Origin of the sequence: Thermomonospora umbrina (assembly GCF_003386555.1) — a bacterium.
Lineage (GTDB): Bacteria > Actinomycetota > Actinomycetes > Streptosporangiales > Streptosporangiaceae > Thermomonospora > Thermomonospora umbrina.
Genome location: NZ_QTTT01000001.1, coordinates 6,454,214 through 6,478,686, shown reverse-complemented (window position 1 = coordinate 6,478,686; position 24,473 = coordinate 6,454,214). Strand labels below are relative to the sequence as shown.

At 71.7% G+C, this 24,473-nt stretch carries 19 protein-coding genes; 17 read left to right on the top strand and 2 right to left on the bottom strand.

All coding sequences use genetic code 11. The annotated features are described in order from the left end of the window. Nucleotides 1–4: 4 nt before the first annotated feature. Nucleotides 5–1,519: a hypothetical protein gene (locus DFJ69_RS29275; protein WP_147312458.1), complete on the bottom strand. Its 1,515-nt coding sequence runs from the start codon at nucleotides 1,517–1,519 to the stop codon at nucleotides 5–7. Between the two features lie 1,038 nt (nucleotides 1,520–2,557). Between DFJ69_RS29275 and DFJ69_RS29270 the strand changes: the two genes are divergently transcribed. From DFJ69_RS29270 to DFJ69_RS29200, 15 genes are all read left to right on the top strand, one after another. After that, nucleotides 2,558–3,997, top strand: coding sequence for a tetratricopeptide repeat protein (locus tag DFJ69_RS29270; RefSeq protein ID WP_116025574.1), 1,440 nt, complete (start codon nucleotides 2,558–2,560; stop codon nucleotides 3,995–3,997). 826 nt (nucleotides 3,998–4,823) lie between these two features. Next, a complete protein-coding gene (locus DFJ69_RS29260; RefSeq protein WP_170177829.1) occupies nucleotides 4,824–5,630 on the top strand; it encodes a hypothetical protein in 807 nt (268 codons plus the stop codon). Then, nucleotides 5,627–6,667: an SGNH/GDSL hydrolase family protein gene (locus DFJ69_RS29255; protein ID WP_116025571.1), complete on the top strand. Its 1,041-nt coding sequence runs from the start codon at nucleotides 5,627–5,629 to the stop codon at nucleotides 6,665–6,667. The genes DFJ69_RS29260 and DFJ69_RS29255 overlap by 4 nt, the downstream gene beginning before the upstream one ends. A 230-nt stretch (nucleotides 6,668–6,897) precedes the next feature. Then, entirely contained in the window at nucleotides 6,898–9,144 is a 2,247-nt protein-coding gene (locus tag DFJ69_RS29250; protein WP_170177828.1) for an iron-containing redox enzyme family protein, read from the top strand. After that, on the top strand, nucleotides 9,137–10,987 hold the full coding sequence (locus DFJ69_RS29245) for a carbamoyltransferase family protein (RefSeq protein ID WP_116025569.1): 1,851 nt from the start codon (nucleotides 9,137–9,139) through the stop codon (nucleotides 10,985–10,987). The genes DFJ69_RS29250 and DFJ69_RS29245 overlap by 8 nt, the downstream gene beginning before the upstream one ends. Before the next feature lie 54 nt (nucleotides 10,988–11,041). Then, nucleotides 11,042–11,218 (top strand): hypothetical protein, encoded by a 177-nt coding sequence (locus tag DFJ69_RS34585; protein ID WP_170177827.1) that lies wholly within the window; start codon nucleotides 11,042–11,044, stop codon nucleotides 11,216–11,218. Between the two features lie 25 nt (nucleotides 11,219–11,243). Beyond that, nucleotides 11,244–12,284, top strand: coding sequence for a methyltransferase (locus DFJ69_RS29240; RefSeq protein ID WP_116025568.1), 1,041 nt, complete (start codon nucleotides 11,244–11,246; stop codon nucleotides 12,282–12,284). A gap of 32 nt (nucleotides 12,285–12,316) precedes the next feature. Beyond that, complete coding sequence (locus DFJ69_RS29235) at nucleotides 12,317–12,568, top strand: acyl carrier protein (protein WP_116025567.1); 252 nt, start codon at nucleotides 12,317–12,319, stop codon at nucleotides 12,566–12,568. Between the two features lie 44 nt (nucleotides 12,569–12,612). Beyond that, nucleotides 12,613–13,110, top strand: a complete 498-nt coding sequence (locus DFJ69_RS29230) for an acyl-CoA thioesterase (RefSeq protein WP_170177826.1) — start codon at nucleotides 12,613–12,615, stop codon at nucleotides 13,108–13,110. Further along, nucleotides 13,107–13,586 (top strand): 3-hydroxyacyl-ACP dehydratase FabZ family protein, encoded by a 480-nt coding sequence (locus DFJ69_RS29225; RefSeq protein ID WP_116025565.1) that lies wholly within the window; start codon nucleotides 13,107–13,109, stop codon nucleotides 13,584–13,586. The genes DFJ69_RS29230 and DFJ69_RS29225 overlap by 4 nt, the downstream gene beginning before the upstream one ends. Next, complete coding sequence (locus DFJ69_RS29220; protein WP_211328837.1) at nucleotides 13,580–14,686, top strand: beta-ketoacyl-[acyl-carrier-protein] synthase family protein; 1,107 nt, start codon at nucleotides 13,580–13,582, stop codon at nucleotides 14,684–14,686. Before DFJ69_RS29225 ends, DFJ69_RS29220 begins: the two co-directional genes overlap by 7 nt. Continuing rightward, nucleotides 14,683–15,150 (top strand): polyketide synthase, encoded by a 468-nt coding sequence (locus tag DFJ69_RS29215; protein ID WP_116025564.1) that lies wholly within the window; start codon nucleotides 14,683–14,685, stop codon nucleotides 15,148–15,150. Before DFJ69_RS29220 ends, DFJ69_RS29215 begins: the two co-directional genes overlap by 4 nt. Beyond that, nucleotides 15,150–16,505 carry a class I adenylate-forming enzyme family protein gene (locus DFJ69_RS29210; protein ID WP_116025563.1) on the top strand — a complete coding sequence of 452 codons (1,356 nt, stop codon included), beginning with the start codon at nucleotides 15,150–15,152 and terminating at the stop codon, nucleotides 16,503–16,505. The genes DFJ69_RS29215 and DFJ69_RS29210 overlap by 1 nt, the downstream gene beginning before the upstream one ends. A gap of 587 nt (nucleotides 16,506–17,092) precedes the next feature. Then, nucleotides 17,093–18,028 (top strand): pseudouridine-5'-phosphate glycosidase, encoded by a 936-nt coding sequence (locus tag DFJ69_RS29205; protein ID WP_116026997.1) that lies wholly within the window; start codon nucleotides 17,093–17,095, stop codon nucleotides 18,026–18,028. Further along, nucleotides 18,025–18,954, top strand: a complete 930-nt coding sequence (locus tag DFJ69_RS29200) for a carbohydrate kinase family protein (protein ID WP_116026998.1) — start codon at nucleotides 18,025–18,027, stop codon at nucleotides 18,952–18,954. Before DFJ69_RS29205 ends, DFJ69_RS29200 begins: the two co-directional genes overlap by 4 nt. A 372-nt stretch (nucleotides 18,955–19,326) precedes the next feature. Here the strand turns inward: DFJ69_RS29200 and DFJ69_RS29190 are convergent, their stop codons facing one another. Then, nucleotides 19,327–20,346: an EamA family transporter gene (locus DFJ69_RS29190; protein WP_116025561.1), complete on the bottom strand. Its 1,020-nt coding sequence runs from the start codon at nucleotides 20,344–20,346 to the stop codon at nucleotides 19,327–19,329. A 129-nt stretch (nucleotides 20,347–20,475) separates the two neighbouring features. On the opposite strand from DFJ69_RS29190, the gene DFJ69_RS29185 reads away from it, so the two are divergent. Beyond that, nucleotides 20,476–23,280, top strand: coding sequence for a hypothetical protein (locus DFJ69_RS29185; protein ID WP_116025560.1), 2,805 nt, complete (start codon nucleotides 20,476–20,478; stop codon nucleotides 23,278–23,280). Between the two features lie 63 nt (nucleotides 23,281–23,343). After that, on the top strand, nucleotides 23,344–24,456 hold the full coding sequence (locus tag DFJ69_RS29180) for a WYL domain-containing protein (protein WP_116025559.1): 1,113 nt from the start codon (nucleotides 23,344–23,346) through the stop codon (nucleotides 24,454–24,456). Nucleotides 24,457–24,473: the final 17 nt, after the last annotated feature.

The window sequence follows — 24,473 nt, the reverse complement described above, 5'->3', positions numbered from 1 at the left end:
GTGATCAAACGAGGGTGTCGGGGGGGTCCGGGACGACGCAACGTGCAGTGATCAACGCGGGATCCCGGTCGGTGACTCGGACGGGTGGGCCCATCGCCGGGGACGCGTCGTCCCCCAGGCGCTCATCGGACGGTTCGCCGGCCTTGAAGGGAGCAGGTGCGGTGTCGACGGTGCGTCGTCTGCACGTCAGCGGACCGAGCCCGGCCAGCGCCGCGACAACCTGCTCCCGCAGCCCTGCGGGGGCGGACAGGGTGCCGACCAGCCCGACCGCGGTGACACCGGCCAAGCGCTCAGGCTTCAGGTCCGCCAGGCACGTCACCACGTCCACCGCGCAAGATCCGCCGGCCCGCCCCTCATCGAACCCGGCAGGGCCACGGGGGTACGGATGCGCCGTGGCCATCCGCAAGGCGTCCTGAGCGTCGGGATCGATTTCGTCGGCGGCGAGAATGAGGGTCAGCTCACTGCCGGACGATACCGAGGCGATCGTCTGTGCACGGTCGGACGCGGCATCGCAGAGCACATCGAAGTGATGTCCGGCCAACCGCGGGACGCGGTCCCGTAGCGCCGTCACGATCGGCAAGGCGTCCTCGACGGCCATCCCGGGGTCGATCACGAACGACACGGGGCCCGGTTCGGAGCCGTGAGCCCCGGTCGTCGACGACCGGACGTCCAACGCGCTGTGGACGACCTCCGCGGCCGGGCCGGCACAGGCAGCCAGTATCGGGAGCGACGCGTGCCGACGGTCCCCTATCACCACCACGTGATCGCCTCTGGCGGCATAAGCGGCGGCGTCGGCATGAACGGCGGTCACCAGCGGGCACGTCCCGTCGACCACTCGCAGGGAACGCCTGGCCGCCTCCGCGCGGACCGAGGGGGAGACACCGTGCGCGGGGAACACCACCGGCGCCCCATCGGGCACCGCATCGAGGTCATCGACATGGACCACACCTGACAGCTTCCAGGCGACCAGTCGTGTCTCGTCCGCGACGGGACGACCGACCACGAACACCCGTCCGCCATCCGACCGGATCGCCTCGCGAGTCATCGCATCGATCATCTGCGCCGCGCGTCGTCCGCCTCGACACAGTGCGGGCATGTCGGTCAGGAGCAGACGGCGGCTCCGTAGCAACCCCGCCCATTGCCGCATCGCCTCCCCCGCCGCCTCCAAGGCGACACGGTCGTCACAATGGGTCACGAGAGCGAAACCGCCGACGCCACCACGGCGATCCGCCCAGGACACCGTGGACATGATCCCGCTGACCGGCGAACCGTCGTCCCCTGCGACGGCGGCCGCAGGCCCGAGCGCCGCGCACAATTCCACGCCGTGGGAACCGTCATTTCCGACGGCAGGCCGGCCACCGGCGCCTGACAATGATTTCGACAACCAGACGGCCAACAGAGGGGCCGCGTCACAACGCACCATGCCCCGCTCGGGATCGGTGAACCACGGGGGCACCAGCACCTGCCCGATCCGACCACCGGGGACGCGGACTTGCTGCCGCCTCAGAGTTAGCTTCATCACGCTCCACTGAACCAATCAACAATAGCATGAGGATGAAACGATCACGATGCGGAGTGCGAAAAAGCAAAGAATGCGGCATATCATGTTCGCGCCGAGGTGGTGGCGGGAGCACCATCCACCGGACGACACGAGCCGACGTCGGCCATCGAGCCTGAGCGCCGTTCATTGATCTCCGCACCTGACTCCGCTCCGGCACCATTTCCCGCTTTGATCCCGAACGTTGGCGATAACATGCGGAAGGCACCGCATTCACGATCCGCCCTGCCATTCCGACATCCTTCCGGATCGACGGTCGAACACCGTGGGCGCACCCTGAACGACTCACGGCGGGCACCGCCCACCCGCACGAGGCGACGAGATCATCGTTCGACCGTTCGGCATCCCAGAGAACCAGCGGCCCGGAGCCCGCCCTCGTCCGGGTGCGAGGCAGTCGGCCGGTGGTCAACGGGAGGGATGCCTTCAGCGGTGCGCCGCGGTCTTCGGCGATGGGTCCGTACGCACCGGCGAGCCAGGAGCGCCGCCGGGGTCGACGCGATACCCCGGCGGCGCTCGAACCGATCCGACTGGCGCACCACCATCATCCATAGACGAATCCACCCTGCCGGGGCACATCGACATCAGTTTCCCAATGACACATCATCGCGGCCCTTGGCGTTCCAGACCTACGCGTCCCACAACACCATAATGACAAAGAGCATCGCCTTGGACGAGTCCATGTCAATCGATCACGATGACAATGTGACGACTGGGGCCATGCGGCGTCAAAGGGAGTTCGAGTGCGGTGATCGGTCGCAGTCGACTTCACCCCTTGTCGGAGCGGTCGACCGGGGAGATGAGCCCCGCCCATCAGTGCACCACCCACGGACTCGTACGCCAAGCCCGACGGCGCAGAAACATGTCTCGCATGAGCGCCACGTCTCGCTCACATCACCGGCTTGCCGCGACACTCGACCCATGAAATCAAGGTATACTCCTCATAGCTCTCAACACGGAGCAGCATCGGGAACAGGGTCACCCCCATAGTGGAGCACGGAAATGGCGGATTCGCGGATTCCCAACCACTTGCTGCGCGCCCTGCTCGATGAGGTCGGATGGAGCGGTGCCGAGCTGGCGAGACACGCCGGCGCGGTCGCGGCCGAGCAGGGGGTCGCGCTCTCCTTCGACCGGAAGACGGTGTCGTTCTGGCTGGCGGGGCGTCGACCTCGGCCGCCCGCGCCGGCCATCGTGGCCGAGGCCTTCTCTCGTGCCCTCGGCCGCCCGGTCACGATCGCCGACACAGGTCTGGCGCGCGATCGGTCATCGTTCCGCTCGCAGGGCGCCCCGGCGACAGCGGGTCCCCACGCCCAACCGGCCGGGCCACGGGACGAGGGCATCGGCGCCACCGACCCGGCGGCGGCGTTGCGCGAGCTCGGACAGAAGCAGCGGCGCCGGCGGGTTCCGACGGAGAACGCCTACAGACTCGCCCTGCTGAACGTGCCGACGTGGACCCGGGCCGCGTCCGCGCAGACCACGTCGGTCTCGCCGGCACACCACGCCGAGACGGTGACGGCCCCGCAGGTGGAGACGATCGAACAGATGGTGCGGCTGTTCATCGACAACGACGGCGCCTTCGGCGGCGGCTACGCCCGTGGTCCGCTCTCGGCGTACCTCGCTCATGACGTGGCGCCGCTGCTGGGCGGCGCAGCCTCACCGCAGCTGCGCCTGCGGATGTTCCGAGCCGCGACCCAACTGACCTATCTGTGCGCCTTCATGTGCTTCGACGACGAAGAGCACGCCATCGCTCAGCGCTACCATCGCACGGCCCTCGACCTGGCCATCGAGGCGGCGGACCCGGCCGGTTACGCCGTCATTCTGCGCGCGATGTCGGTCCAGGCCCGTTCACTCGGACATCATCACGAAGCGCTCGTCCTCGCAGAGACGGCCGCGGCCACCGGTCGCAGGAAGGCAAGCCCAGCACGGCACGCCTTCCTTCTCGGACAGGTCGCGGTCGCCGCCGCGGCCGACTCCGACCGCGCGACGGCGCTGTCGGCCCTGTCCGCCGCCGAACGCCGCCTGGAACAGGCGACCTCGCAGACCAGGCCATGCCCGACCAGACCCTCACAGACCACCGCCGGGTCCACGTCGGAGGTCATCGGGGACTACCACCCCGCCGCGCTCGCCCACCAGGAGGCGGCGGTCAGAGCACTCCTCGGAGACACCAAGGGAGCCATCACCGCCCTACAGACCTCCCTACGCCACCGCCCCGGAGACGAACGCCGCTCCCGCGCGATCACCACCGCGCGCCTGGCCGAACTCCACCTGAGACTCGGCCACCTCGACCAGGCCGTCCACACCTGGCACCTCTTCCTCGACGACTACCCCCACCTGTCCTCGGCCCGCGTCACCTCTGCCCTGCAGAACATGAAGGCACAACTGAGACCCCACTCGGGCAACGCCGGAGCACGCCACCTACTGGCCCGCACCGCAACGCTTTGAATCGACCGGGAGCATCTCTGGGGATCCGGCGGACGACGGCCTGGGGAGTGTCTGGAAGATGACCTGCGGCACCGCCGAGATCGGTGGCATCGGGAAGATCGGCCGTACCGCCGATCTCCCGCATCCTGGCGTCGTTGCTGCCGAAGTCGCATGACCCTCCGAGGTGTACGAACTCACGCGGACTCTCCTCTCGCACTACTCCCCGAACTCCGCGTCCGTACCTGATCCGCGTGCGCTTTGCGGGACAAGGGTTGGGCCTTGACACAGGTGGTGTCCGTGCGCCCGCTGGAGGAGTCTGGTGGCGATTCCATGTCGACGGTGGCGTAGGTGACGACGACGTCTTCGATCGGTGCGCTCGGGCGGCGGCCGTCGGTGATGTGCGGCATCAGGGTCATGCTGGCCGTCTCGACCGGCTCACCTCCGAACTCGGCCAGATGGATGGTGGGTCCGGACGTCCCCTCCATGCTCTCCGACGCCGCGATCTCTCGGCTCGACGCATCCCTCAAAGGCTCAGGACGAGGTGGCCAGCCGATCGTTCTGTCAGTGCTGAGAGCGGTAATCGAGTGGCGGAGCCTCGGGAGGCGGGCGGGGACATGGCACTCAACTCTGCAACGTCAAAGCGTGACGTCCGGAAAAGAGTGACACCTCCCGGGTGTCCCTCCCTTTAGCCGGTCCGTCGGAGTTGTGCCTAATGGAGTCAAGGGGAACGTCCGTCTTGGGCGAGCGAGGAACGTGACCTTTCGTGCAGGGGTCGCCGATCGACGTCATGGACGGAACGCACTCTCCTTGTCCTGTGTGGGTAAGGACCTGCTCCGAGAGGGTTGATATGCCGGTTGAGACGGTGATGGTGATCGGTGATCACTACCGTGAGCTGTCACACGGAAAGCAGTTGGTCACCGCCTCGGAATTGCTCGCACGACTCGTCTCCACCGCCCCGACCGGCCTGCGGATCTTGGTGGGCCAGGGATTGACCGAGTCGCAGCTCACCGAACTGGTCCGGTTGGTCGACCGTGCGGGCGCCTCGGTCGCCTTGTGCGGGCCGGTGACGCCACCGGCCGTCTACGGGCCATCGCTGGGTTCCGCTGCGATCCCTGCTCTTGTCGGCCGGATCGAGCGGATCGAGCCAGATCGCTTCGTGGCTCCCCTGCGGCTGGACGAGCGCCTGGACGTTTTGGACGACGAGCGCCGTGAGGGGCACCTGACAGCTCTGGTCGTACTGGAGGTCGCCCGGCACATGTGGGTGGCCACCACCGAGAAGTTCCTGCTGCTTCCGGACCAGCGGAACACCTGGGTCATCGGCGGCGTACCGCAGATCCGCTCAGCCTTCCACCAGCACCTGTTCCCGTTCCCCGCCCGTGTTGAATGCCGCTTGATCGAGCGCGAATCCCAGGGTCTCGGCCAGATGCTGAGCGTCCGTGTCGCCATCCATCAGGGCGGCGTTCTGGCGGCCCAGGTCCAGACGGATCTTCGCCTCCTACCCAAGGCCGTCGCGCAGCGTTTCGAAGGCCTTGCGCTTCGCAAGGCCCTTTCCCGGCAGTTGACAGTGATGGACCCCACGGGCCAGGTCGCAGGAACAGGTGAGTTGATTTCCCCTCATATTCGACCAAGCGTCTTCAAAGGGGTGGACCGGTGACCGTGCAACGGTACGTGCTCACGCCGCAGATGCGCCAGTACGACGATTTCGATGACCGTGCACAGGTCAGATACCTGCCGTATCTGATGTACTTCCACAGGGCGAACTACCACTCCGAGGTGCTCAACACCGACAGGCTCGGATTTCGGATCTCTCACGGTGTCGACGAATCGGCCTCGACGGGCGGGAGAATCCCCGATCGGCCCGTACGCCTGCTGGTCGGGAGTTCGATCGTCTTTGGCGTCGGCGCCACCAACGACCATGCGACGCTGGCATCGCGACTGTGGTCGCGACATGCGCCATCAGTACCATGGCTCAACTTCGGTGGCCGCAGTTACAACTCCCTTCAGGAAGTCCTGCTGCTACTGCTCCACCGCGAACTCCTGCCCGAGATCGAAGAGATCGTCCTGCTCACCGGCTTCAACAACCTGGTGTTGACCGGACTTCCGCCGCGTATGCAAGGCGACCACGGCGCCTTCTTCTATTGCGGCGAATACCTGGACCAGACCGAGGAACTTCTCCGGCGCCGTCGCGAGCAGAAGAAGGGCAGGGCCAAACGGTCCCACAAGACCGACCCGCCCGCCCCCACCCCGGACCAGGATTCGCCGGCCACCACCGCCGACCCCGAAAGGTTGATCGCCCAGGCCGCCGCGTGGACCTGTCGCGACCTGGACAACTGGTGTCGGCTGGCTGGCGGGGCACGGGTGTCGTTCGTGCTCCAGCCGGTCGCCACCTGGGTCCGCGACCGGGCGGCGCCCCAGGAGCAGGCGTTGTTCGACGAGTACGACGACATGGCGCGGTTGGGGGCCTTCCAGGATCTGCGCGGTGTCATCACCACGCCGGAGGTCGGGCGACGCTACGCCGAGGTCCTGCGCGCCGCCTGTGCGAAACGCTCGATGCCCTTCGTGGACCTCAATCCCGTGCTCGCCGATGCCACAAAGCCCGACCAGTGGCTCTACGTCGACCGTGCTCACCTGACCGATGAGGGCTCCGACATCGTCGCCCGGTTGTTGGCCGACCGTCTCAGCCTGACCTGACCCGGGCGCGCAAAGCCCACCGCCCATGCCGATCCCTCCTGGGGTTCGGAGAAGGGACCACCCATGAAGCTCATCCGAAGGGTCGTGAACAAGGTGTTCGCCAAAAGGCGCAAGGACCCCGACCAGGCCGACCCTTCCATCTACCCCATGTTCTGAACGCAAGACTCGACGTGTGAACGCCTCGGGCCATGTCGTTCCGCCGGCGGAAGGAGAGGTTCGTGCCGCCCCCCATGACGACAGTCGACCACCTGCTGCCCAGCCTCGACGCTGCCTGCCGACCCCGTGACATGTACCGCGTCGCGTTGGGTGCCCAGTGCCCGCCGACCCCGCGCCCGCTGGTCGAGGCGCTCAACGCCGAACTGCTCGAGGCCACGGCACCGGAGGTGGAGCCAGCGACCCCCCAATGGCTTCGGCATCGGGCGCTGGCCTGGGCCGACGCCGCGACCGAGGGCCATCGGCGGGTGTGGGGGCAGGCGACCCACAGCCAACTCCACCAGGTGCTGGTCCCCCGAGCGGTCCTGGCCTTCGCGCCGCTGGCCCTGACCAGCGGAGCGTGGCTGCAACGCATGACCTCACCGGCCAACGCCGACGATCCTGTGGCGCTGGCCGTGCTGGCTCGCTACGCGTCGGATCTGGGAGCGGGTCGACCCCATGCCAGTCGGGGTCATGCCTACCTGGCGTTGTTGCGCCGGCTGGGCATCGCCGACCACGCTGCTCCAACGGCCTTCCTGGCCAACGACCGTCGGATCGACCACCTGGCGTTCCATCTGCCGGGCACGGTGTTGATGATGAGCCGCTGCCCCGACGACTTCTGGTGGCAGATTCTCGGCGTCGACCTGTGCCTGCGGACCGTGGGATTGGTGCCGGTGGCGCACGTGCTGCGACTGGCGCTGCCGGACGCCGCCGACTGGGATGCCATCGATCTGCGGGAGAACCGGCCCCTGCTCACTCCTGCCGTCCCCGACCCCGTCATGCCCGACGGCACCGGCCCGCCGATGCCGCGCCCCGACACGGAGCATGACCAGAAGGCCCTGGTTCAGGGCTTCCAGTGGACGTTGGACGTCCTGCAGCGCTGGGACGAGAGCCTGGCGCAAGATCTGCGACTCCGGCTGGACGCCTCCTATGAGATGGGTGAGCTGCTGCGGGACAAGGCTCGGCAGGCGGCCGTCTACCACCAGAACCACCAACTCGCGGGACGCCCGCTGTCGAGGTGGCTGGAGGAGTGCCACAACGATCCGGCGCCCCTGATGGCCGCGCTGGCCGCCGGCAGGCTCGTCCGGCCGGACGACCCCGAGTCCAGCCCGCTGATCAACGCGCTGATCAGCCCACAAGGCCCCATGTTCAGGATCTTCACCCGGCAGGACGTGGCGGTCATCCAGCGCTGGATCGCCTCGCTCCCCCACAGCACCGTCTCCCGGGTTCCCCGGCCCGCACCGCCCGGCGATGAAGATCATCGCCCAGGTCCCGGACGCCGGACCGCCCCCGACCAGGCACCCGCCGACCGCCGGCCCACCGGCCTGCGGGAGGCCTACCACCTGCTGCAACGCCGTACCGAAACACCGGCCCTACGCGAGTACGCCCTGGACTACGTGCACCAGTGGCTCAACGGCGCTCGAAGGCAACTGCGCCGTGACGGGCAAAGCCCCCACCAACTCCCCCGCACCTGGCCGGCTCAGGGGCTGCGCGCCTGGCTGGCCGGACAGCACGAGCGGCACGCCCGTCAGTTCCATTCCGGTGATCGTGAAGCCCTGCCCTCCCGCGAGGCGCTGATCGACTCCACCGTCCAACTCGCACCGCTCACCCTGATCGACGGCAGTTGGCTGCAAGGCTTCACCGACTACGCCCACGGCTCGTCCGATGCCGGCCATTTCCTGTTCCAGATCTACTGGGACGAGTTGGGCAACGGACGCCCCGACCTCAACCACCCGCTGATCTTCCGACGGCTTCTTACCGAAATGGGAGTCCAGGTCCCACCGACGGGCTCCCGCGACTTCGCCCGGTCGCCGCTGTTCCGCGACGCGTCGTTCCGGCTGCCGGTCTACTGGCTGAGCATCGGACGGCATACGACCTCCTTCCTGCCCGAGATCCTCGGCCTGAACGTGGCCATGGAACTGTCCGGCGTGGGCGGGGCCTACCGCCAGTCCCACAAGGCGCTGAAGGCGCACGGATTCAGCACCCGGTTCGTCGACATTCACAACACCATCGACAACGTCGCCACCGGACACTCGGCGTGGGCGGCCGATGCTGTCGACGCCCACATGCTCTCGCTGCCCTTGTCGCAGCAGGGCGCGGAGCCCGGAGGGACCTGGGACAGGATCCGCATCGGCTACCGGTCGCTGACCTCTGCGCCGGCGACACGCCGTTCCCACGTCGGCGACCTGGCCAGCGGCATGGTCGGCCAACTCAAGGACCGTTGCGGACGTCATCGACGCCGGCATCCACCGACCGCTCGCGACAGGAGCGGGACCGATGTCTGAGCTGATCCTGGGAATCTCGGCCTTCTACCACGACAGCGCCGCCGCCCTGGTGGACGACGGTGTCGTGGTCGCGGCGGCCCAAGAGGAACGCTTCACCCGCGTCCGTCATGACTCCTCCTTCCCCGCCCACGCCGTCGGGTACTGCCTGCGGCAAGCCGAGGCGAGGCTGGACGATGTGGCGAAGGTCGCCTACTACGAGGACCCCGCCCTGAAGTTCCGCCGGGTCATGGCGACGTTCCTGGGTGACGCCCCCCATGGCCTCAAGACCTTCCGGGACGTCATGCCCGACTGGCTCTCCTGGAAGTACCGCATCAAGCACACCTTGGGCAGGCACCTGGCCGACCTCGACCGGGGTCGCGTCCCCGAGATCGAGTACCGGGGCCACCACGAGTCCCACGCGGCCTCGGCCTTCCTGCCCAGCCCGTTCGACAGTGCGGCGGTCCTGTGCATGGACGGCGTGGGCGAGTGGGCCACCACGACCATCTGGCATGGCCGGGGCGATCGACTGCGTCTGCTCGCCGAGATGCGGTTCCCGCACTCGCTGGGGCTGCTGTACTCCGCCTTCACCGACTTTTGTGGATTCAAGGTGGATTCCGGCGAGTACAAACTAATGGGGCTGGCCCCTTATGGACGCCCTAGGTACGCCGAGGTCATCCGCCGGAACCTGATAGACCTCAAGGAGGACGGCTCCTTCCGTCTGAACACCCGCCACTTCGAGTTCCTGCACGGGCAGCGGATGACGGGCCGGGCCTTCGAGTCGCTGTTCGGCGGGCCGCCCCGCAAGCCCGAGGAAGCGCTGACCGAGCGGGAGTTCGACCTCGCGGCCTCGGTCCAGGCGGTGACCGAGGAGGCGGTCCTGGGCCTGGCCCGAGCCGCCCGGCGGCTGACCGGGGAGCGGCGGCTGTGCATGGCGGGGGGCGTGGCCCTCAACTGCGTGGCCAACGGACGGCTGGCCGATCAGGGCATCTTCGACCGCCTGTGGATCCAGCCGGCGGCCGGTGACGCCGGAGGCGCGTTGGGGGCCGCGCTGGCCGTGGCCGCCCGGACCGCGGCGCGGGCCGGAACGCCGCGAAAGGTGGCCGCCGACGGCCGCGACGCGATGTCAGGTGCGCTACTCGGCCCCTGTCACACCGACACCGACATCGCCGGGTTCCTGAACCGGCGGCGCATCCCCTACCAGCGGCTGTCCACCGACGAGCTGGTGGCAAGGCTGGCCTGCGCGCTGGCCGAGGGAAACGTGGTGGGCTGGTTCCAGGGGCGGATGGAGTTCGGGCCTCGGGCGTTGGGGGCCCGGTCGATCCTGGGCGACCCCCGCAACCCTGACATGCAGTCCACCATGAACCAGAAGATCAAGTTCAGGGAGTCGTTCCGGCCCTTCGCGCCATCGGTCCTGGCCGCCGACGCCGAGGACTACTTCGACCTGCGGCAGGAGAGCCCCTACATGCTCCTGGTCGCCCCGGTATCAGTCGATCAGCGGCTGGAGCGCCCCGCAGGCGAAGACGACGCCACCGGCCTGGATCGGCTGCGTCTGCAACGCTCCACGGTGCCCGCTGTCACCCACGTCGACCACTCGGCTCGAATCCAAACGGTCACGGAGCACGTCAACCCGCTGTACCACCGGCTGCTGACCGCGTTCAAGGAAAAGACCGGCTGCCCCGTCCTTGTGAACACCTCGTTCAACGTGCGCGGGGAACCGATCGTGGCCTCCCCCGGCGACGCCTACACCTGCTTCATGCGCACCGACATCGACCTGTTGGCCATGGGCCACTTCCTCCTCGACAAAAGGGACCAGCCGGACTGGTCCGACACCGCCGACTGGAGGTCGACCATCCCCCTGGACTGAACACACACCCGAACCCGAACGCACCCGCCAGCGACGTCGAAGGACCCACGCCCCATGCGATCTGCCGCCCTCACCGTCCTGCTCGCCCTCGCCTACCTGACCATCGTCACCCCGGTTGGAGTGGTGAGCCGGCTGGTCCACGACCCGCTCCACCGCCGCTGGAACAAGGAGACCGGCACCCACTGGCATTTGATCAAGGAACCGCAACCCCCGCGCAACGACCACGCCTGACGAGGCGTAGGAGAACGGTACGCACATGAACACCACGCCGAACCAGCCCACCCCACCCGCCGACCTGCCCCTGACCAAGGAACTCATCAGCCGAGCGCTGGTATACCTCGACAGCGCGGCGTTGGGCGTGGCGGCACGCCTCGGTGTGGCCGACCACCTCAGCGGCCAACCCCGAACCGCGACCGAGTTGGCCGCACTGGTGGAGGTGGACGCCGCCTTCCTACAGCGCGTGCTCCAACTGCTCACTTCCCGGGGCATCTTCCGGGAGGACTGGCAGCAGCGGTTCCACCTCACGCCCCTGGCCCGGTTGCTGGTGAGCGACGCACCGCACTCACTGCGCGACGCGGTGACCATGCTCACCGCCGACTACTTCTGGCGGCCCGCCGGTCGCATGGCCGACGCCGTCGGCAAGGGCCACTCGGTGTTCGCCGAAATCTTCGACGCTCCGTTCTTCGACCATCTGACCGAACACCCGACGATCGGAGCGGGCTTCCATCTGGGCATGGCCAACTACTCCCGCTCCACCGACCAGATCGTCGCCGACACCTTCCCCTTTCCCGAGACCGGCACGGTCGTCGACGTGGGGGGCGGCCACGGCGGGCTCCTACGGGCCGTGCTCGCCGGGAACCCCGGCCTCACCGGGATCCTGTACGACCAGGACGAGGTGCTGCGCGACCACGTGCTCGACCGGCCGGAGACGACAGGACGCTGGCGGACCGTGTCAGGGGACTTCTTCGCCTCCGCCCCCGAGGGAGCCGACATCTACCTGCTCAAGCACATCGTCCACGACTGGAGCGACGACAAGGCCGAACTCATCCTGCGATCCTGCCGCCGCGCCATGCCCGACCACGCGCGGGTGCTGGTCGTCGACGCCGTCGTCCCCCCGCCCAACGTCACCCACTACGGCCGAACCCTGGACCTGCTGATGATGTCGGTGTTCAACGGCCGGGAACGCAGCGAAGAGGAGTTCGACGCCCTGTTCAGGAAGGCCGGCCTGAAGCTCGCCCGCGTCCTGCCGACGGCCGGCTTCGAAGAGCTTTCGATCATCGAGGCCGTCGCCCTGTGACCCCGCGTCTCCGTCCACACTCAGGAAGGGCCATGGACATCATCCGCGAACTCACCAGAATCCTGGTCTCCGAGCTCAACGTCGAGGTCCCCGCCGAGGGCATGACCTCCAACGACAGCCTCCAGGACGCCTACGGCCTGGACTCGCTCGGTTTCGCCGAACTGGTGGTCGAATGCGAGGACACCTTCGGCATCACCCTGGCCGAAGACGACCTCAACGTCGCCGACTTTGCCACCTTGGGCAGTCTGGCCGCCTTCATCGAGAAGAAGACCGCCGCACGATGACCACCCGCCGACCGGACGCCGGCCGCAGGGAGAGGCCCGGACGAGTGACCTCTCACACTTCGGAGCCGGATGCCGTGGCCATCGCCCCCGCCATGGGCGTGCGGTTGCGGCACCGCGTGGAGCACGTCGACACCGACTCCTGCGGAGTCGTCCACTTCAGCCGCTACAACTCGCTGATGGAAACGGTCGTGCTGGACCTGTTGGAAGAGCACCAAGCCGGTCTCACCGACCTCGCCGAGCAGGACCTGGCGCTGGCCATGACCGAACTGACCGTCCGCTACCTGCGGCCCACTCACTACCGCGACCGGCTCACCGGGTGGGCCGCCATCGTGCACGTGGGCGGCGCCCAGTTCCGTGCCGCGGTCACCCTGGCCCGCCAGGAACCCGACGGGAGCACCGATATCGCCGTGGGCAGGCTCGGGTTCGCGGCGGTCCACCTCCGCTCGGGACGCCCCCGCCCGCTCCCCGCGACGGTTCGACGCACGCTGAAACGGCTGTCCGATCCCTCCGGCCCCGACCATCCGGACAAGGAGCCGACATGACGACCGAAGTCACCCAGCGCAGCCTGGGATACTCCGAACTCAAGCAGTGGCTGCGCCACCGCCACCCGATGATCTATCTCGACCGGATCCTCGACCACGAGCCCGGGGTGTTCCTGCGGAGCCTGCTGTCGGTCTCGGGCAACCTGGACCCGATCGCCGGGCACTTCCCCGACCGCGCCATCTACCCCGGCAGCCACCTGATCCAGGCCTGCGCGCAGTCGGGGATCATCCTCTATCAGATGTCCACCACGCCCCTGCGGGAGGAGGAGATCACACTCATCGGATCGGTCAAGGCCAGATTCACCAAGATCGTCGTTCCCGGCGACCGGGTCGTCTTCGATGTGCGAGCAGACAAGATCAACGGCAACGTCTTCTTCTTCTCGGCCACGGCCACCGTGGAGGACAAGACGGTCGCCTCCTTCCGCAGCAACCTGATCCGCACGACGGTCGACGCGCTGGGACGGCAACTATGGTGACCGCCGACCCCGTGGTGACCGGCATGGCGTGGTCCACCCCGCTGGGCCGCGACCTGGCTGAGGTGTGGGACCGGCTCTGCGCCGGTGAGACCGGTGTCACGGTCGTGCCGTCCCGACACCGGCTGCGAGCCGACCTGGCCGCCACGCTCGCCGACCCGCCCTACGGCCGCAAACCCGGAGAGCGCATGGTGGACCTGGCCACCGAGGTGCTGTCGGAGGCCGCCGCCGGTCTGGACCTGTCCGACCCGCGCATCGGTCTTGTCCTGGGCACCAGCTTCGGCGCGCTGCTGGAGACCGACGACCCCGCCGACTGGTGCCGGGAGGTCGCGCGCCGCGTGGGCGCCGCCCACCCGCCCGTCATGGTCTCGACCGCGTGCTCGACCGGAACCGACACGCTGCTCGCCGCCCAGGCGCTGATGCGCAGCGGCCGGTTGCGCGCCTGTGTCACCGGCGCGGTGGACATCTTGACCGAGGCCAAACGGCTCGGACACTCGGTGCTGGCCACGATGAGCCCCACCGCGTTGCGTGCCTTCGACAGCGACCACGACGGAACGATGCTGGGTGAGGGTGCCGCGTTCCTGGTCTTGGAGTCCGCGTCCTCTGCACGCGCCCGAGGGGCGCGGGTACATGCGACGTTGCGCGGCTCAGGCTCGGCCAACGACGCCTACGGGCTGACCGCTCCCGATCCGACCGGCAGCAGTGTGATCACCACGTTGCGGCGGTGCCTGGCCGCCGCCGGGCTGAGCCCTGACCAGGTCGCGGTCGTCAGCGCCCATGGAACCGGGACACCGCTCAACGATGAGGTCGAAGCGCGCAGTCTCGCCGAATTCTTCGGTGTATCCGGACCGGTGGTCTTCGCGACCAAGGGCGCGCTCGGCCACAGCCTGGGCGCAACGGGAGCGATCGAGGCGATCGGCACCATCCTCGCGCTCAAGCAACGCAGGGTGCCCCCCGTGGCCAACCTCACCGACCCGGTGCCATCGCTGAACCTTCCCGGCGACAAGGGAGCGGCGATCAAGGGCGGGATCGGACTCAGCCTCACGCTGGGCTTCGGTGGCTTCAACACGTGCCTGGCCTTCGAACGGCAGGATGCCCGATGACCACCACGCTCACCAGCAGCGACCCGGCATCGTTCGCGGCCGACAAGGCCTCCTTCTACGCCGACCCCATCGCCTGGATGATCCTGGCCGCCGTCACGCAGACCCTGGCCGACATCGCCCCCGACCCCGATCCGGACACGACCGCGCTCATTGTGACCAGCACCGCCACCACCCTGCCGACCTGCCAGACCATCGCCGTCGAAGCCCGACGCGGGCGGATCAGGCCACTTCGCTTCGCCGGCGCCAACCCCGGCATCCTCGCCGGGCTCAGCTGCATCCGACTCGGCCTCCGCGGACCGTCGATGGTGCTGCTGGGCGACCCCACCGGCACCGCACGCACGGCCCAAGCGCTGGCTTCGCAGTGGCAGGCCCAGGGCCAGGCCCGCCTCGTGATGGTCGTCGACCATCGCCAGACCTCCGCCGGCCACCGCGTCACCTGCCGACGCGTCGCGGGAGAAGATTGATGGAACTCCAAGCCAACCGGGTGAACGAGTTCCTGGCCCAGGTCGACCCCGCTGGTCACGACCTGGACGACACGCTGGAGGCTCTGTCCCGTCTCGGTCTTCCCCCAGGCAGCGGAATCCTGCTGGCCCTGCCCAACGCCCCCGGCACGATCCGCCTGCACCTGTCAGCCCTCTTGCTCGGGCTGGTGCCCTTGCTGGTCTCCCCCGCCACCCCCGCCGTCCGGATCAGCGAACAAGCCCGATCCCTGAAGCTGCGGGCGATCCTGGCACGGCGACTGGACCCACGGCGCTTCAAGACCGGACCGGCACGGCAGGTCGGCGACGCCCAGGCCATCCTGCTCACCCCGCACCCGGCGTCCCCCGGACCTCTGGCCCATGGCGTTCCAGAGCAGTACGCGCCCGGCCATGTCCTGATGTCGACCTCGGGCACCTCAGGGATGGCCAGCGCCTGCCTGCACACCGTCGACGCATTGTTGCGCAACGCAGCACGGCATCGGAAATCAGTCGGCCTGACCAGCGACGACACGATACTGATCAACCTGCCGCTCTTCTACTCCTACGCCATGGTCGCGCAAGTCCTGGCCGCCTATCTGGCCGACGCCCGCGTGGTCGTCACCGGGCCGCCGTTCTCCCCCACCAACTACCGCCACGCCATCGCCCACCACGGCGTCACCCACTCATCGATCACACCGACCATCGTCAGAAGGCTGCTCCCCGACCCCGGGCTGCCCGGCCGACTGCGGACGCTGACCGTCGGCGGCGACCACTTGACCGCCCGAGAAGTCGGCGACCTGCTGTCCGCCCGCCCCGGCAAAGAGCTGTACATCACCTACGGCCTGACCGAAGCCGGACCGCGGGTCGCCACGCTGGCCGCACACGCCGAGCCGGCCTCCCGCCACGGCTCGGTCGGTCTGCCCCTGCCCGGCGTGCGGACATGGCTGAGGGAACAGGGCGAGTTGGTGGTACAGACCGACACGGCACTGGTCGGCAAGATCGGAGGCGGATCACCCGATGGCGGTCTGGTGCGCCCCGGTGTGCTCGCGACCGGCGACCGATTCCACATCGACGACGGCTACCTGCACTTCCTGGGAAGACTGTCAGACGTCATCATGGTCGGTGGCGAAAAGGTATCCCTCACCACGGTCCGCCAAGCGGTGGCCACCATCCCTGGAGTGGTGCACGTTCAGCTGATCCCGCTCCCCGACGTCGGCTTCGATCTGGAAGTCGGGGTCATCGAGCCCACCCCTGCCGCCACCGAACGAGTCCGCGAAGCCATCGGCAAGACCCTGCTCCTGGCCGAGCGGCCCCGCCGCGTCCTCGTCTCGCCGGCCGACCCGGCCGCTCTCCGCAAATGACCCCACTGGATCCACACCGCAGACACCGCGCGCGGATTACGGAGGACACCCGAACGGCTGGGACCGCACGCCCGGACTGGCCCGGATGCGCCGCCGAGGGCGTTGGAGAACTCGGGTGGCGCCCGCCCTTCGGGGATGGTTTCGGCTCGTTTAGCGCGAGGACTCGCAGGCTGGCGCAGTGGCTGCCCGTGCGCCATCTGATGGCGGCTCCGGGCATGGTTCCGCACGGGATGCGGCATAGCCTGCGCGTGTGGATGGACGAGGACCGCATACCGTCCGTGCTGTTGCACGACCGGCTCGGGCATGCGCTGCCGGGCATCGGCGGTGCCGCTGATGGCGGAGCTGGTCGCCGCCTGACAGCGACACCCCACGCCAAGATCATCTCCCAAACGTCTCCCGAACGGCCTCACAGAGGCTCCCTGCGGGTGCTCCTGCAGGCCCTCCGTCTCTCGATCGCGCCTGTGGTTCCGGCGCGGTGGACGGCGGGGATAGGGTGATCGACGGCCGTTGCGCCCCGGGCCGCGGGAATGGCGTCTGCGCAGGTCATCCATGGTTTCTTCGGTCGATCGACGAGGTGAGGAGTGCTGATGCCCGCGTCCGTTGAGAATGCCGCGCTGCGGTTGTCGGAGGAGGTCGCGGACGCGCTCGCGGCGGGTTCGCCGGTGGTGGCGCTGGAGTCGACGATCATCTCCCACGGGCTGCCCCGGCCGCGGAACCTGGAGGTGGCGCGCGAGCTGGAGGGGCTGGTGCGCGCCGGCGGGGCGGTCCCGGCGACGATCGCGGTCCTGGACGGCGTCGCGCGGGTCGGTCTGGACGACGCCGCGCTGGAGCGGGTCGCCGCCGACCCGGGCCTGCGCAAGCTGGGGTTCCGCGATCTGGCGCCGGCGGCGGGGACGGGCGCGGGCGGCGCGACGACGGTGTCGGCGACGGCGTTCCTGGCGGCGCGGGCGGGCGTGCGCGTGTTCGCGACGGGCGGCCTGGGCGGCGTGCACCGGGGCTGGGCGGACTCGTGGGACGAGTCCGCCGACCTGGCGCTGCTGAGCCGCACCCGGATCACGGTGGTGTGCGCGGGCGTGAAGTCGATCCTGGACGTGCCGGCGACGCTGCAGCGGCTGGAGACCCTGAACGTGACGGTGGCCGGGTACCGCACGGCCGCGTTCCCCGGCTTCTATCTGCACGACTCCGGGGAGCCGGTGGACTGGACGCTGGAGTCGCCGCAGGGGGTGGCGGCGGTGATGCGCGCCCAGGACGCCCTGGACGGCCCGGCGGCGGCGCTGGTGGTCGCCAACCCGGTGCCGGTCGCCGAGCAGTTGGACCCGGCGCTGCACGATCGGGTGCTGGCCGAGGCGCTGGCGGAGGCGGCGCGGCGGGGGGTGACCGGGCAGGCCGCCACGCCGTTCCTGCTGGAGCGGCTGGTGCGGGGGACCGACGGCGCGTCGCTGGAGGCGAACCTGGCGGCGGTGCGCGGGAACGTGCGGCTGGCCGCCGAGATCGCCGGGGCGTGGGCGGCCGGGCCCCGATGAGCGCGGCTCCGGCGGGGCGGGGGCTGCTGGTCGTCGGGGACGTGGTCACCGACGTGTTGGCGCTGCACGGCGGTCCGCCGCGCGCCGGCACCGACACCGAGGCCGACATCGTGGTGCGGCCGGGCGGGTCGGCGGCGAACACCGCGGCGTGGGCGGCGGCGCTGGGCGCCGACGCGCGGCTGCTGGCCCGGGTCGGCGCCGATACCGGCGCCTGGCACCGGGGGCTGCTGGCGCAGGCGGGGGTGCGGCCGCTGCTGCGCGTGGACGCCGACCACCCCACCGCGGTGATCATCGTGATGGTGGACGGGTCGGGCGAGCGGACGATGCTCACCGACCGGGGCGCGGGCGGGCTGCTGGGGCCGGGCGACTGGGACGACGGGCTGCTGGACGGCGTCGGCCTGCTGCACCTGTCGGGGTACGCGCTGTTCACCGGCCCGGGCCGGGAGCTGGCGCGGCTGGCGTCGGAGCGTGCCCGCCTCCGGGGCGTGCCGATCAGCGTGGACCCGGCGTCGACGGGGTTCCTGTCGGGGTTCGGCGAGGACCGGTTCCTGGCGGCGACCGAGGGCGCGGCGGTGCTGTTCCCCAACCGCGACGAGGCGGCGCAGTTGACCGGGCTGCCGGGGGCCGAGGAGGCGGCGGCGCGGCTGAGCGGCCGCTACGACCTGGTGGTGTGCAAGCTGGGCGCCGAGGGGGCGGTGGCGGCGCGCGGCGGGCGCGTCGTGGCGCGGGTGGCGGCGACGCCGGCGCGGGCGGTGGACTCGACGGGGGCCGGCGACGCGTTCGCCGCCGGTTTCCTGGCCGCGACGCTGGCCGGCCTCGGCGAGGGGGACGCGGTCGCCGCGGGCTGCCGGGCGGGGGCCCTGGCCGTGTCGCGCATCGGGGGCCGCCCGGACGGTGCGCCGTCCGGGCGTCCGCGCGACGCGTGATCCGCCGTCCCCCACGCGCGGGGGACGGCGGGGACGTCCGCCCGGGCCGGCAGAGGGGGTCGGCGGCCCGGGCGGGACGTCCTTCGAGTGTGCGGGGGAACGGGTCCGGGGTCGAGGGCGCGGCGGCGGCGGGTTCGGGGCCGGGATTTCAGATGCCGGCGAGGACCGGCGGCACGGCGGTGGGCGGGCGCCCCTCGACGTCGTGGCGGCGGACGTGGGCGCCCGGGAACGCCCGCCGGTCGCGACGGGGCCCGGCGCCGCCGGCGCGGTCACGGCGGTGAGGACGAACGCGCGGGGCCGCCGGGACGGCACCCGGTCGGCGGCCCGCCGCGACACCCCGCCCGGAGCAGGACGCGCGGGCGCGGCGGGCGTTCACCCGGCGACCTCGGGGGCCGGGGCGGCGACGGACCCCGCGGACCCCGCCGGCACGGCGGGCGCGAGGGGCGCGGTAGGCGCGGTGGGTGCGGTGTCGGGGGCGAGGGCGGGCGCGGAGGCGGCGCGCTGGGCGATGAACGCGCCGGTCAGGACGATGGCGCCGCCGACGAGTTGGGGGTCGGTGAGCCGCTCGCCGAGCGCGGCCCAGGCGATGACGGTCGCGGCGACCGCCTCGGTGTAGCAGATGCCGCCGGCGACCTGGGCGGAGAGCCGCTGCACCGCGGCCGCGCCCGTCGCGTACGCGACCACGGTGCTGACGACGATGATCCAGGCGGCCAGCAGCCAGCCGGGGGCGGTGTGGTCGCCGACGGCGACGGGGTCGCCGAGGACGTGCCAGGGCATCGCCCACGGGGCGGCCAGGCCGGTGAGCAGGACCGCGCCGACGACGGCGCCGGCGGCGGTCATGACGAGGGGGTCGACGCGGCCGGTGAGCCGGTCGACCATGAGGAAGTAGGCGGCCTGGCAGGCGGCGGCGCCGAGCCCGGCGGCCAGGCCGAGGGCGTCCAGGTCGACGCCGGACCAGATCTCCACGACGCAGGCGAGCCCGGCCATGGCGACGCCGACGCCGAGCGCGGCGCTGCGGTGCACGCGGGTGCGCCGCACCGTCCGGATCCAGATCAGGACCAGCACGGGGCCGGTGAACTCCAGCAGGATCGCGATCCCGACCGGGAGCCGGGACGCGGCGACGAAGTACAGGGCCTGGCAGGCGGCCAGGGCGACGGCGCCGTAGGCGGCCAACTGCGGCCAGTGCGGGCGCACGGCCGCCAGGACGCCGCGGCCGTGCAGGACGAGCACCAGCGGGACCAGGACGAGGGCCGCCCCGGCGATGCGGATCCACACCGCCTGCAGGGGGTCGAGTCCGGCGCCGATGAGGGCCTTGCCGAACGGCCCGGACGCCCCGAAGCAGACCGAGGACAGGACGGCCAGGGCCAGGCCCCAGGTCTTCGTGCGCGCCACCCGTCGTTCCCCGCCTTCTCGTGACCCTCCGGACGAATCATGAGCATAGCGACATCACGGTCATTACATCCAGGTGGGAGATCATCCGCCCGGCCGCGGCGGCCGCCGGCGGGCGACTAGGATCGCCACGTGAGCTGGCAGGCGGCCGGGCCCGGGCCCGGCGGAGGCACGGGGACCGACGATCCGTTCTCGACGGTGGAGACCGAGGTCCGCGCCATGGCGTCGGCGCCCTGGTGGAACGCCGCCCCGCCGCAGCAGCGGGCCGAGGCGATCACCTCCCGGATGCTGGCCGGCGCCGGGGAGTGGTGGCTGTTCGGCGCGTGGGCCCGCTGGTACCGGTGCGGCCTGGACGGCGGCTGGCAGCCGTGCCCGCCCCCCGCCGACCCCGGCTCGCGCCGCCGCGTCTTCCAGGCCCCGCGCGGCGCCGGGAACCCGCCGGTCCCCCCGCAGCTCCTGCCCACGGGCCCGGACCTGGCCGCCGGACGCGTCGCCTCCGGCGGCTTCCTCGGCGCGCCCCCCGAACCGGCCGCCGTCGCCCGCCTGCAGCAGGCGCAGATCAACGCCCTGGGCGTCAACGTCGCCCAGTTCGCCCTGCAGGACCCGACGTTCCAGCCGCACACCCCCAGCACCCTGGCCGCCGCGTGGGGGGCACTGCTGTGGTGCGCGGGCGCGCCCGTGGCGCTGGACACGCACCCGATGATCGCGTTGTTCGCGCCCTACCTCACCACCCCCGCCGACCGGCTGCGGTGGATGACGCCGCCGGACTTCTCCACCCTCGCCGGGTACTACATCGCCCGCCTCGGCGCCGGCGACTGGACGGGCGCGGCGATGCTCGTCCGCGTCATGCACGAGGTCGCCTCCGGACTGCGCGACGACCCGCGGTTCCGGCCCGGCGCCGACGCCCTGGCCGCCATCACCGCCGCGACGCTGCCGCTGGTCCAGCACGACATGGCCACCGTCCGCTACGGCCCCGCCGCCGTGCTGCAGGAGTGGCGGCGCCGCTGCCCCGCCGAGTTCGCGCTGCCGATGGTCCGCGACGCCGCGCCCGGGGAGTTCCTGCGCCTGGGCCTGTACGACCTGCAGCAGACCGTGGCGCGGCTGCACGGCGGGCCGCTGGACCACAACGAGGTCCGCCGTTCGGCGGTCGCGCTGCTGGCCGCCGACCTGCAGGCCGCCCCCGCCGCCGCGCCGGCGGTGCTGCCGTGGCTGGACCCCGACGGCGCCCGCACCGTCCGGGCCGTCCTGGGCGACCCGCGGCATCCGGGCCGTCGGCTGTGGCCCCGCGACGGCCGGCTGCCCGACGAGCTGCGCGGCGACCCCGGCGCGCTGGAGGAGCTGCTGGTCACCTCCTACACGCTGGGGCTGACCTGGTGCCGCCTCGCGCAGTCCCCGCCGCCGCCGAGCGGGTTCGCGGTCGCGGCGGCCGCGGGCGCCGCCCTCACGGAGGCCGCCGCCGCGCAGCCGCCGTCCACGGGCGAGCTGACCCCCTGGCAGATCATCGAGGCGGCCCGCGCCCACATGGCCTCCGAACGCGCCGCCGCCCCCCGCCCCGCCCCGGCCCCCGAGGCCGGGCCGCCCGCCGACCACCCCGCCCCGCAGGCGCGGACGGATCCGCCGCCCGCCCGCCCCGACACCCCCGGGGGCTCCCGGGACGGCGATCACGGGTTCCCGCCGCCCGCGCCGCCGCACGGCCCCGCCGCGCCCGACTCGGGCCCGGACCTCGGCCCGGGTTCCGGTCCGGGCGGGGATCCGTGGCCGCGACCGACGTCACCGGCGCCGTTCGCGCCGGACCCGGGCGCAAACCCCTGGGCGGAGCCGGCGTCCCCGGCCGCGTTCGCGCAGGACGCCCCCGCGGTGCCGCCGTCGGCGCCGACGAGGGCCGGGCCGCCGCCCGCTCCCCCGGCGCCCGCGCCCGTGGACGACGACCCGTACCCGCCCACCGTGCGCCAACCCGCGCCCTCCGCCCCGGCCCCCGCGGTCCCGCCGTCTCCGCCGCCGTGGCCGTCGTCGGCGGAGACCGCGTTCCACCCGCCGGGCCCGGCGCCCGAGACGACCGCGTACCCGCCGCAGCCCACGGCCCCGCCGCCGCTGCCGGACCCGCTGCCCGACCCGGCGCGGCGGGAGCCGCCGGGCGGCGTCCCGGTCGCCGAGGCGTACGGCATCCGGTTCCTGGGCGGGCTCGACGACATCGACCGGCTGGTCACCGAGGTCCGCCGGCGCGGCAAGTGGGCGCAGCGGCTGCGCGGCCAGGAGGTCTCCAGCGCGTCGATGCCGGCGCTGCTGCTGATCGGCGAGGCGTCCACGGGACAGCGGCGGCTGGGCCGGATGGTGGCGCGGGCCCTCGCGGACGTGGACGTCAGCAGCGGGCAACTGCGCAGCGTGCACGTCGACGAGGTCCGGCACCGCGGCCCCGACGGGCTCCGGGCGGTGCTGGCCGAGCACGCCGGGCACGCGCTGCTGCTGGAGGACCTGGACGGTCTGCTGCTCGACGACCCGCACGGCGCCGCGTTCGCCACGGTCCTGTACCGGGCGCGCGCCGAGGGTGTCAGCGACACCGCGCTGCTGGCCACCTGCGAACCGTCCCGGTTCGCGGCGCTGTCGGCCGCCGCCCCCGAGGTGATCACCGACATGCGGGCGGTGCGGATGCCGGACCTGACCGACACCGCCACGCGGACGGCGCTGCTGGCGCTGCTGGCCGAGGAACGACGGCTGCGGCTGGACGTCGACGCCTGGGACGTCGTCGGCCGCGACATCGGGACGCTGCGGGGCCGGGGCCGGCTGACCAACGCCCGGCTCATCGAGGCGTACCTGGACCGGGCCTGCACCCGCAACCTGGGCCGGGCCGCCGAGACGCAGGCGATCGGGAGCGCGGCGGCGCTCACCCTGACCGGCGCGGACTTCCAGGGGCTGACCGCGGAGCTGTCCCCGCACTGACCGAAACGCCCGATCCCGCGCGCGTCGCGGGGTTTTGTCGCCGGGATTTGTCACCATGGGGGCATGACGCGCGCGGACCGGCTGCTGGCCCTGGTGGCGGAGCTGCGCGGCGCGTCGCCCGCGCCGGTCCCGGCGGCGGAGCTGGCGCGGCGCCTGGCCGTCAGCCAGTCCACGGTCCGCCGCGATCTGGGGATGCTCGCGCGGGCCGGCCTGCCGCTGCTGGTCGAACGGGGCCGCGGGTACTCGGTGCGGACGCCGACGGCCCCCTCGGTGTCGACGGAGGCGTCGTCGCTGGTCGCGCCCGTCCGCGACACCCTCACCGAGGCGGTCCGCGGCCGCCGGGTGGTGCGGCTGGACTACACGGGCGCGTCCGGCGCCCGCACCCGCCGGGACGTGGAGGCGCACGGCCTGGTCACCGCCCCGTACGGCGAATACCTGATGGGCTGGTGCCGGACGCGCGAGGGCCCCCGCCTGTTCCGCGTCGACCGGGTGGGCGCGGCGTACCTGACCGGCCGGACGGCGGCGCCGCGGGAGCCGCACGAGTTGCCGGCGCTGCTGCGGGTGCCGCTCCCCCGACGCCCCGCCGACGAACCCGCCCCCGCCGGGACGCGCCGGGGCGGGACGGCCGCGGCGGGCCGCGCGTGGACGCTGGGCCGGCTGCGCGAGGTGTCGGGGCGGCTGACGGACCTGCTCGCCGCGCTGCGGTCCGGCGGCGAGGGCACGGCCGCCGCCCGCGCCGTGCTCGGCCATCTGGCGGAGTGGACCCGCTGGCAGGTCGCCGCCGTCCGCGCCGTCGCCACCGGCGCGGACCTGGAGTTCGACGGCGACCGCCCGCCGTTCCCCGACGCCTTCGACGACGACGTGCCGTTCCCGGCGCGGGAGCGGATGATCCAGGACGCGATGGCGCCCCGTTCGCTCGCCGAGATCGCCCGCGACCTGCACATGATCCTGCACGCGGCGTCCCGGTGGGCGGGCCGCTGCGACGCCGCCCTGTGGCGGGGCGCCCTGCCCGACCCCGCGGCGGCACCGGCGACGCGCCCCCTCGCGGACCTGCTCGCCGGCCGGGGCGGCCCGCTGGCGCACATCGAGTGGCACCTCGACCGCCTGCCCGGCGGCCCCCACGCCCGCGACGCACGACCCTCGGCGCAGGTCACCGACTGCCCCCTGCACCGATGAGGCCCGACCGGGCCGGT

Excerpts from the sequence above, each read along its gene's own strand:
- DFJ69_RS29275 (WP_147312458.1), bottom strand. The coding sequence starts at position 1,519 with ATGAAGCTAACTCTGAGGCGGCAGCAAGTCCGCGTCCCCGGTGGTCGG.
- DFJ69_RS29270 (WP_116025574.1), top strand. The coding sequence starts at position 2,558 with ATGGCGGATTCGCGGATTCCCAACCACTTGCTGCGCGCCCTGCTCGAT.
- DFJ69_RS29260 (WP_170177829.1), top strand. The coding sequence starts at position 4,824 with ATGCCGGTTGAGACGGTGATGGTGATCGGTGATCACTACCGTGAGCTG.
- DFJ69_RS29250 (WP_170177828.1), top strand. The coding sequence starts at position 6,898 with ATGACGACAGTCGACCACCTGCTGCCCAGCCTCGACGCTGCCTGCCGA.
- DFJ69_RS29245 (WP_116025569.1), top strand. The coding sequence starts at position 9,137 with ATGTCTGAGCTGATCCTGGGAATCTCGGCCTTCTACCACGACAGCGCC.
- DFJ69_RS34585 (WP_170177827.1), top strand. The coding sequence starts at position 11,042 with ATGCGATCTGCCGCCCTCACCGTCCTGCTCGCCCTCGCCTACCTGACC.
- DFJ69_RS29240 (WP_116025568.1), top strand. The coding sequence starts at position 11,244 with ATGAACACCACGCCGAACCAGCCCACCCCACCCGCCGACCTGCCCCTG.
- DFJ69_RS29235 (WP_116025567.1), top strand. The coding sequence starts at position 12,317 with ATGGACATCATCCGCGAACTCACCAGAATCCTGGTCTCCGAGCTCAAC.
- DFJ69_RS29225 (WP_116025565.1), top strand. The coding sequence starts at position 13,107 with ATGACGACCGAAGTCACCCAGCGCAGCCTGGGATACTCCGAACTCAAG.
- DFJ69_RS29220 (WP_211328837.1), top strand. The coding sequence starts at position 13,580 with ATGGTGACCGCCGACCCCGTGGTGACCGGCATGGCGTGGTCCACCCCG.
- DFJ69_RS29215 (WP_116025564.1), top strand. The coding sequence starts at position 14,683 with ATGACCACCACGCTCACCAGCAGCGACCCGGCATCGTTCGCGGCCGAC.
- DFJ69_RS29210 (WP_116025563.1), top strand. The coding sequence starts at position 15,150 with ATGGAACTCCAAGCCAACCGGGTGAACGAGTTCCTGGCCCAGGTCGAC.
- DFJ69_RS29205 (WP_116026997.1), top strand. The coding sequence starts at position 17,093 with ATGCCCGCGTCCGTTGAGAATGCCGCGCTGCGGTTGTCGGAGGAGGTC.
- DFJ69_RS29200 (WP_116026998.1), top strand. The coding sequence starts at position 18,025 with ATGAGCGCGGCTCCGGCGGGGCGGGGGCTGCTGGTCGTCGGGGACGTG.
- DFJ69_RS29180 (WP_116025559.1), top strand. The coding sequence starts at position 23,344 with ATGACGCGCGCGGACCGGCTGCTGGCCCTGGTGGCGGAGCTGCGCGGC.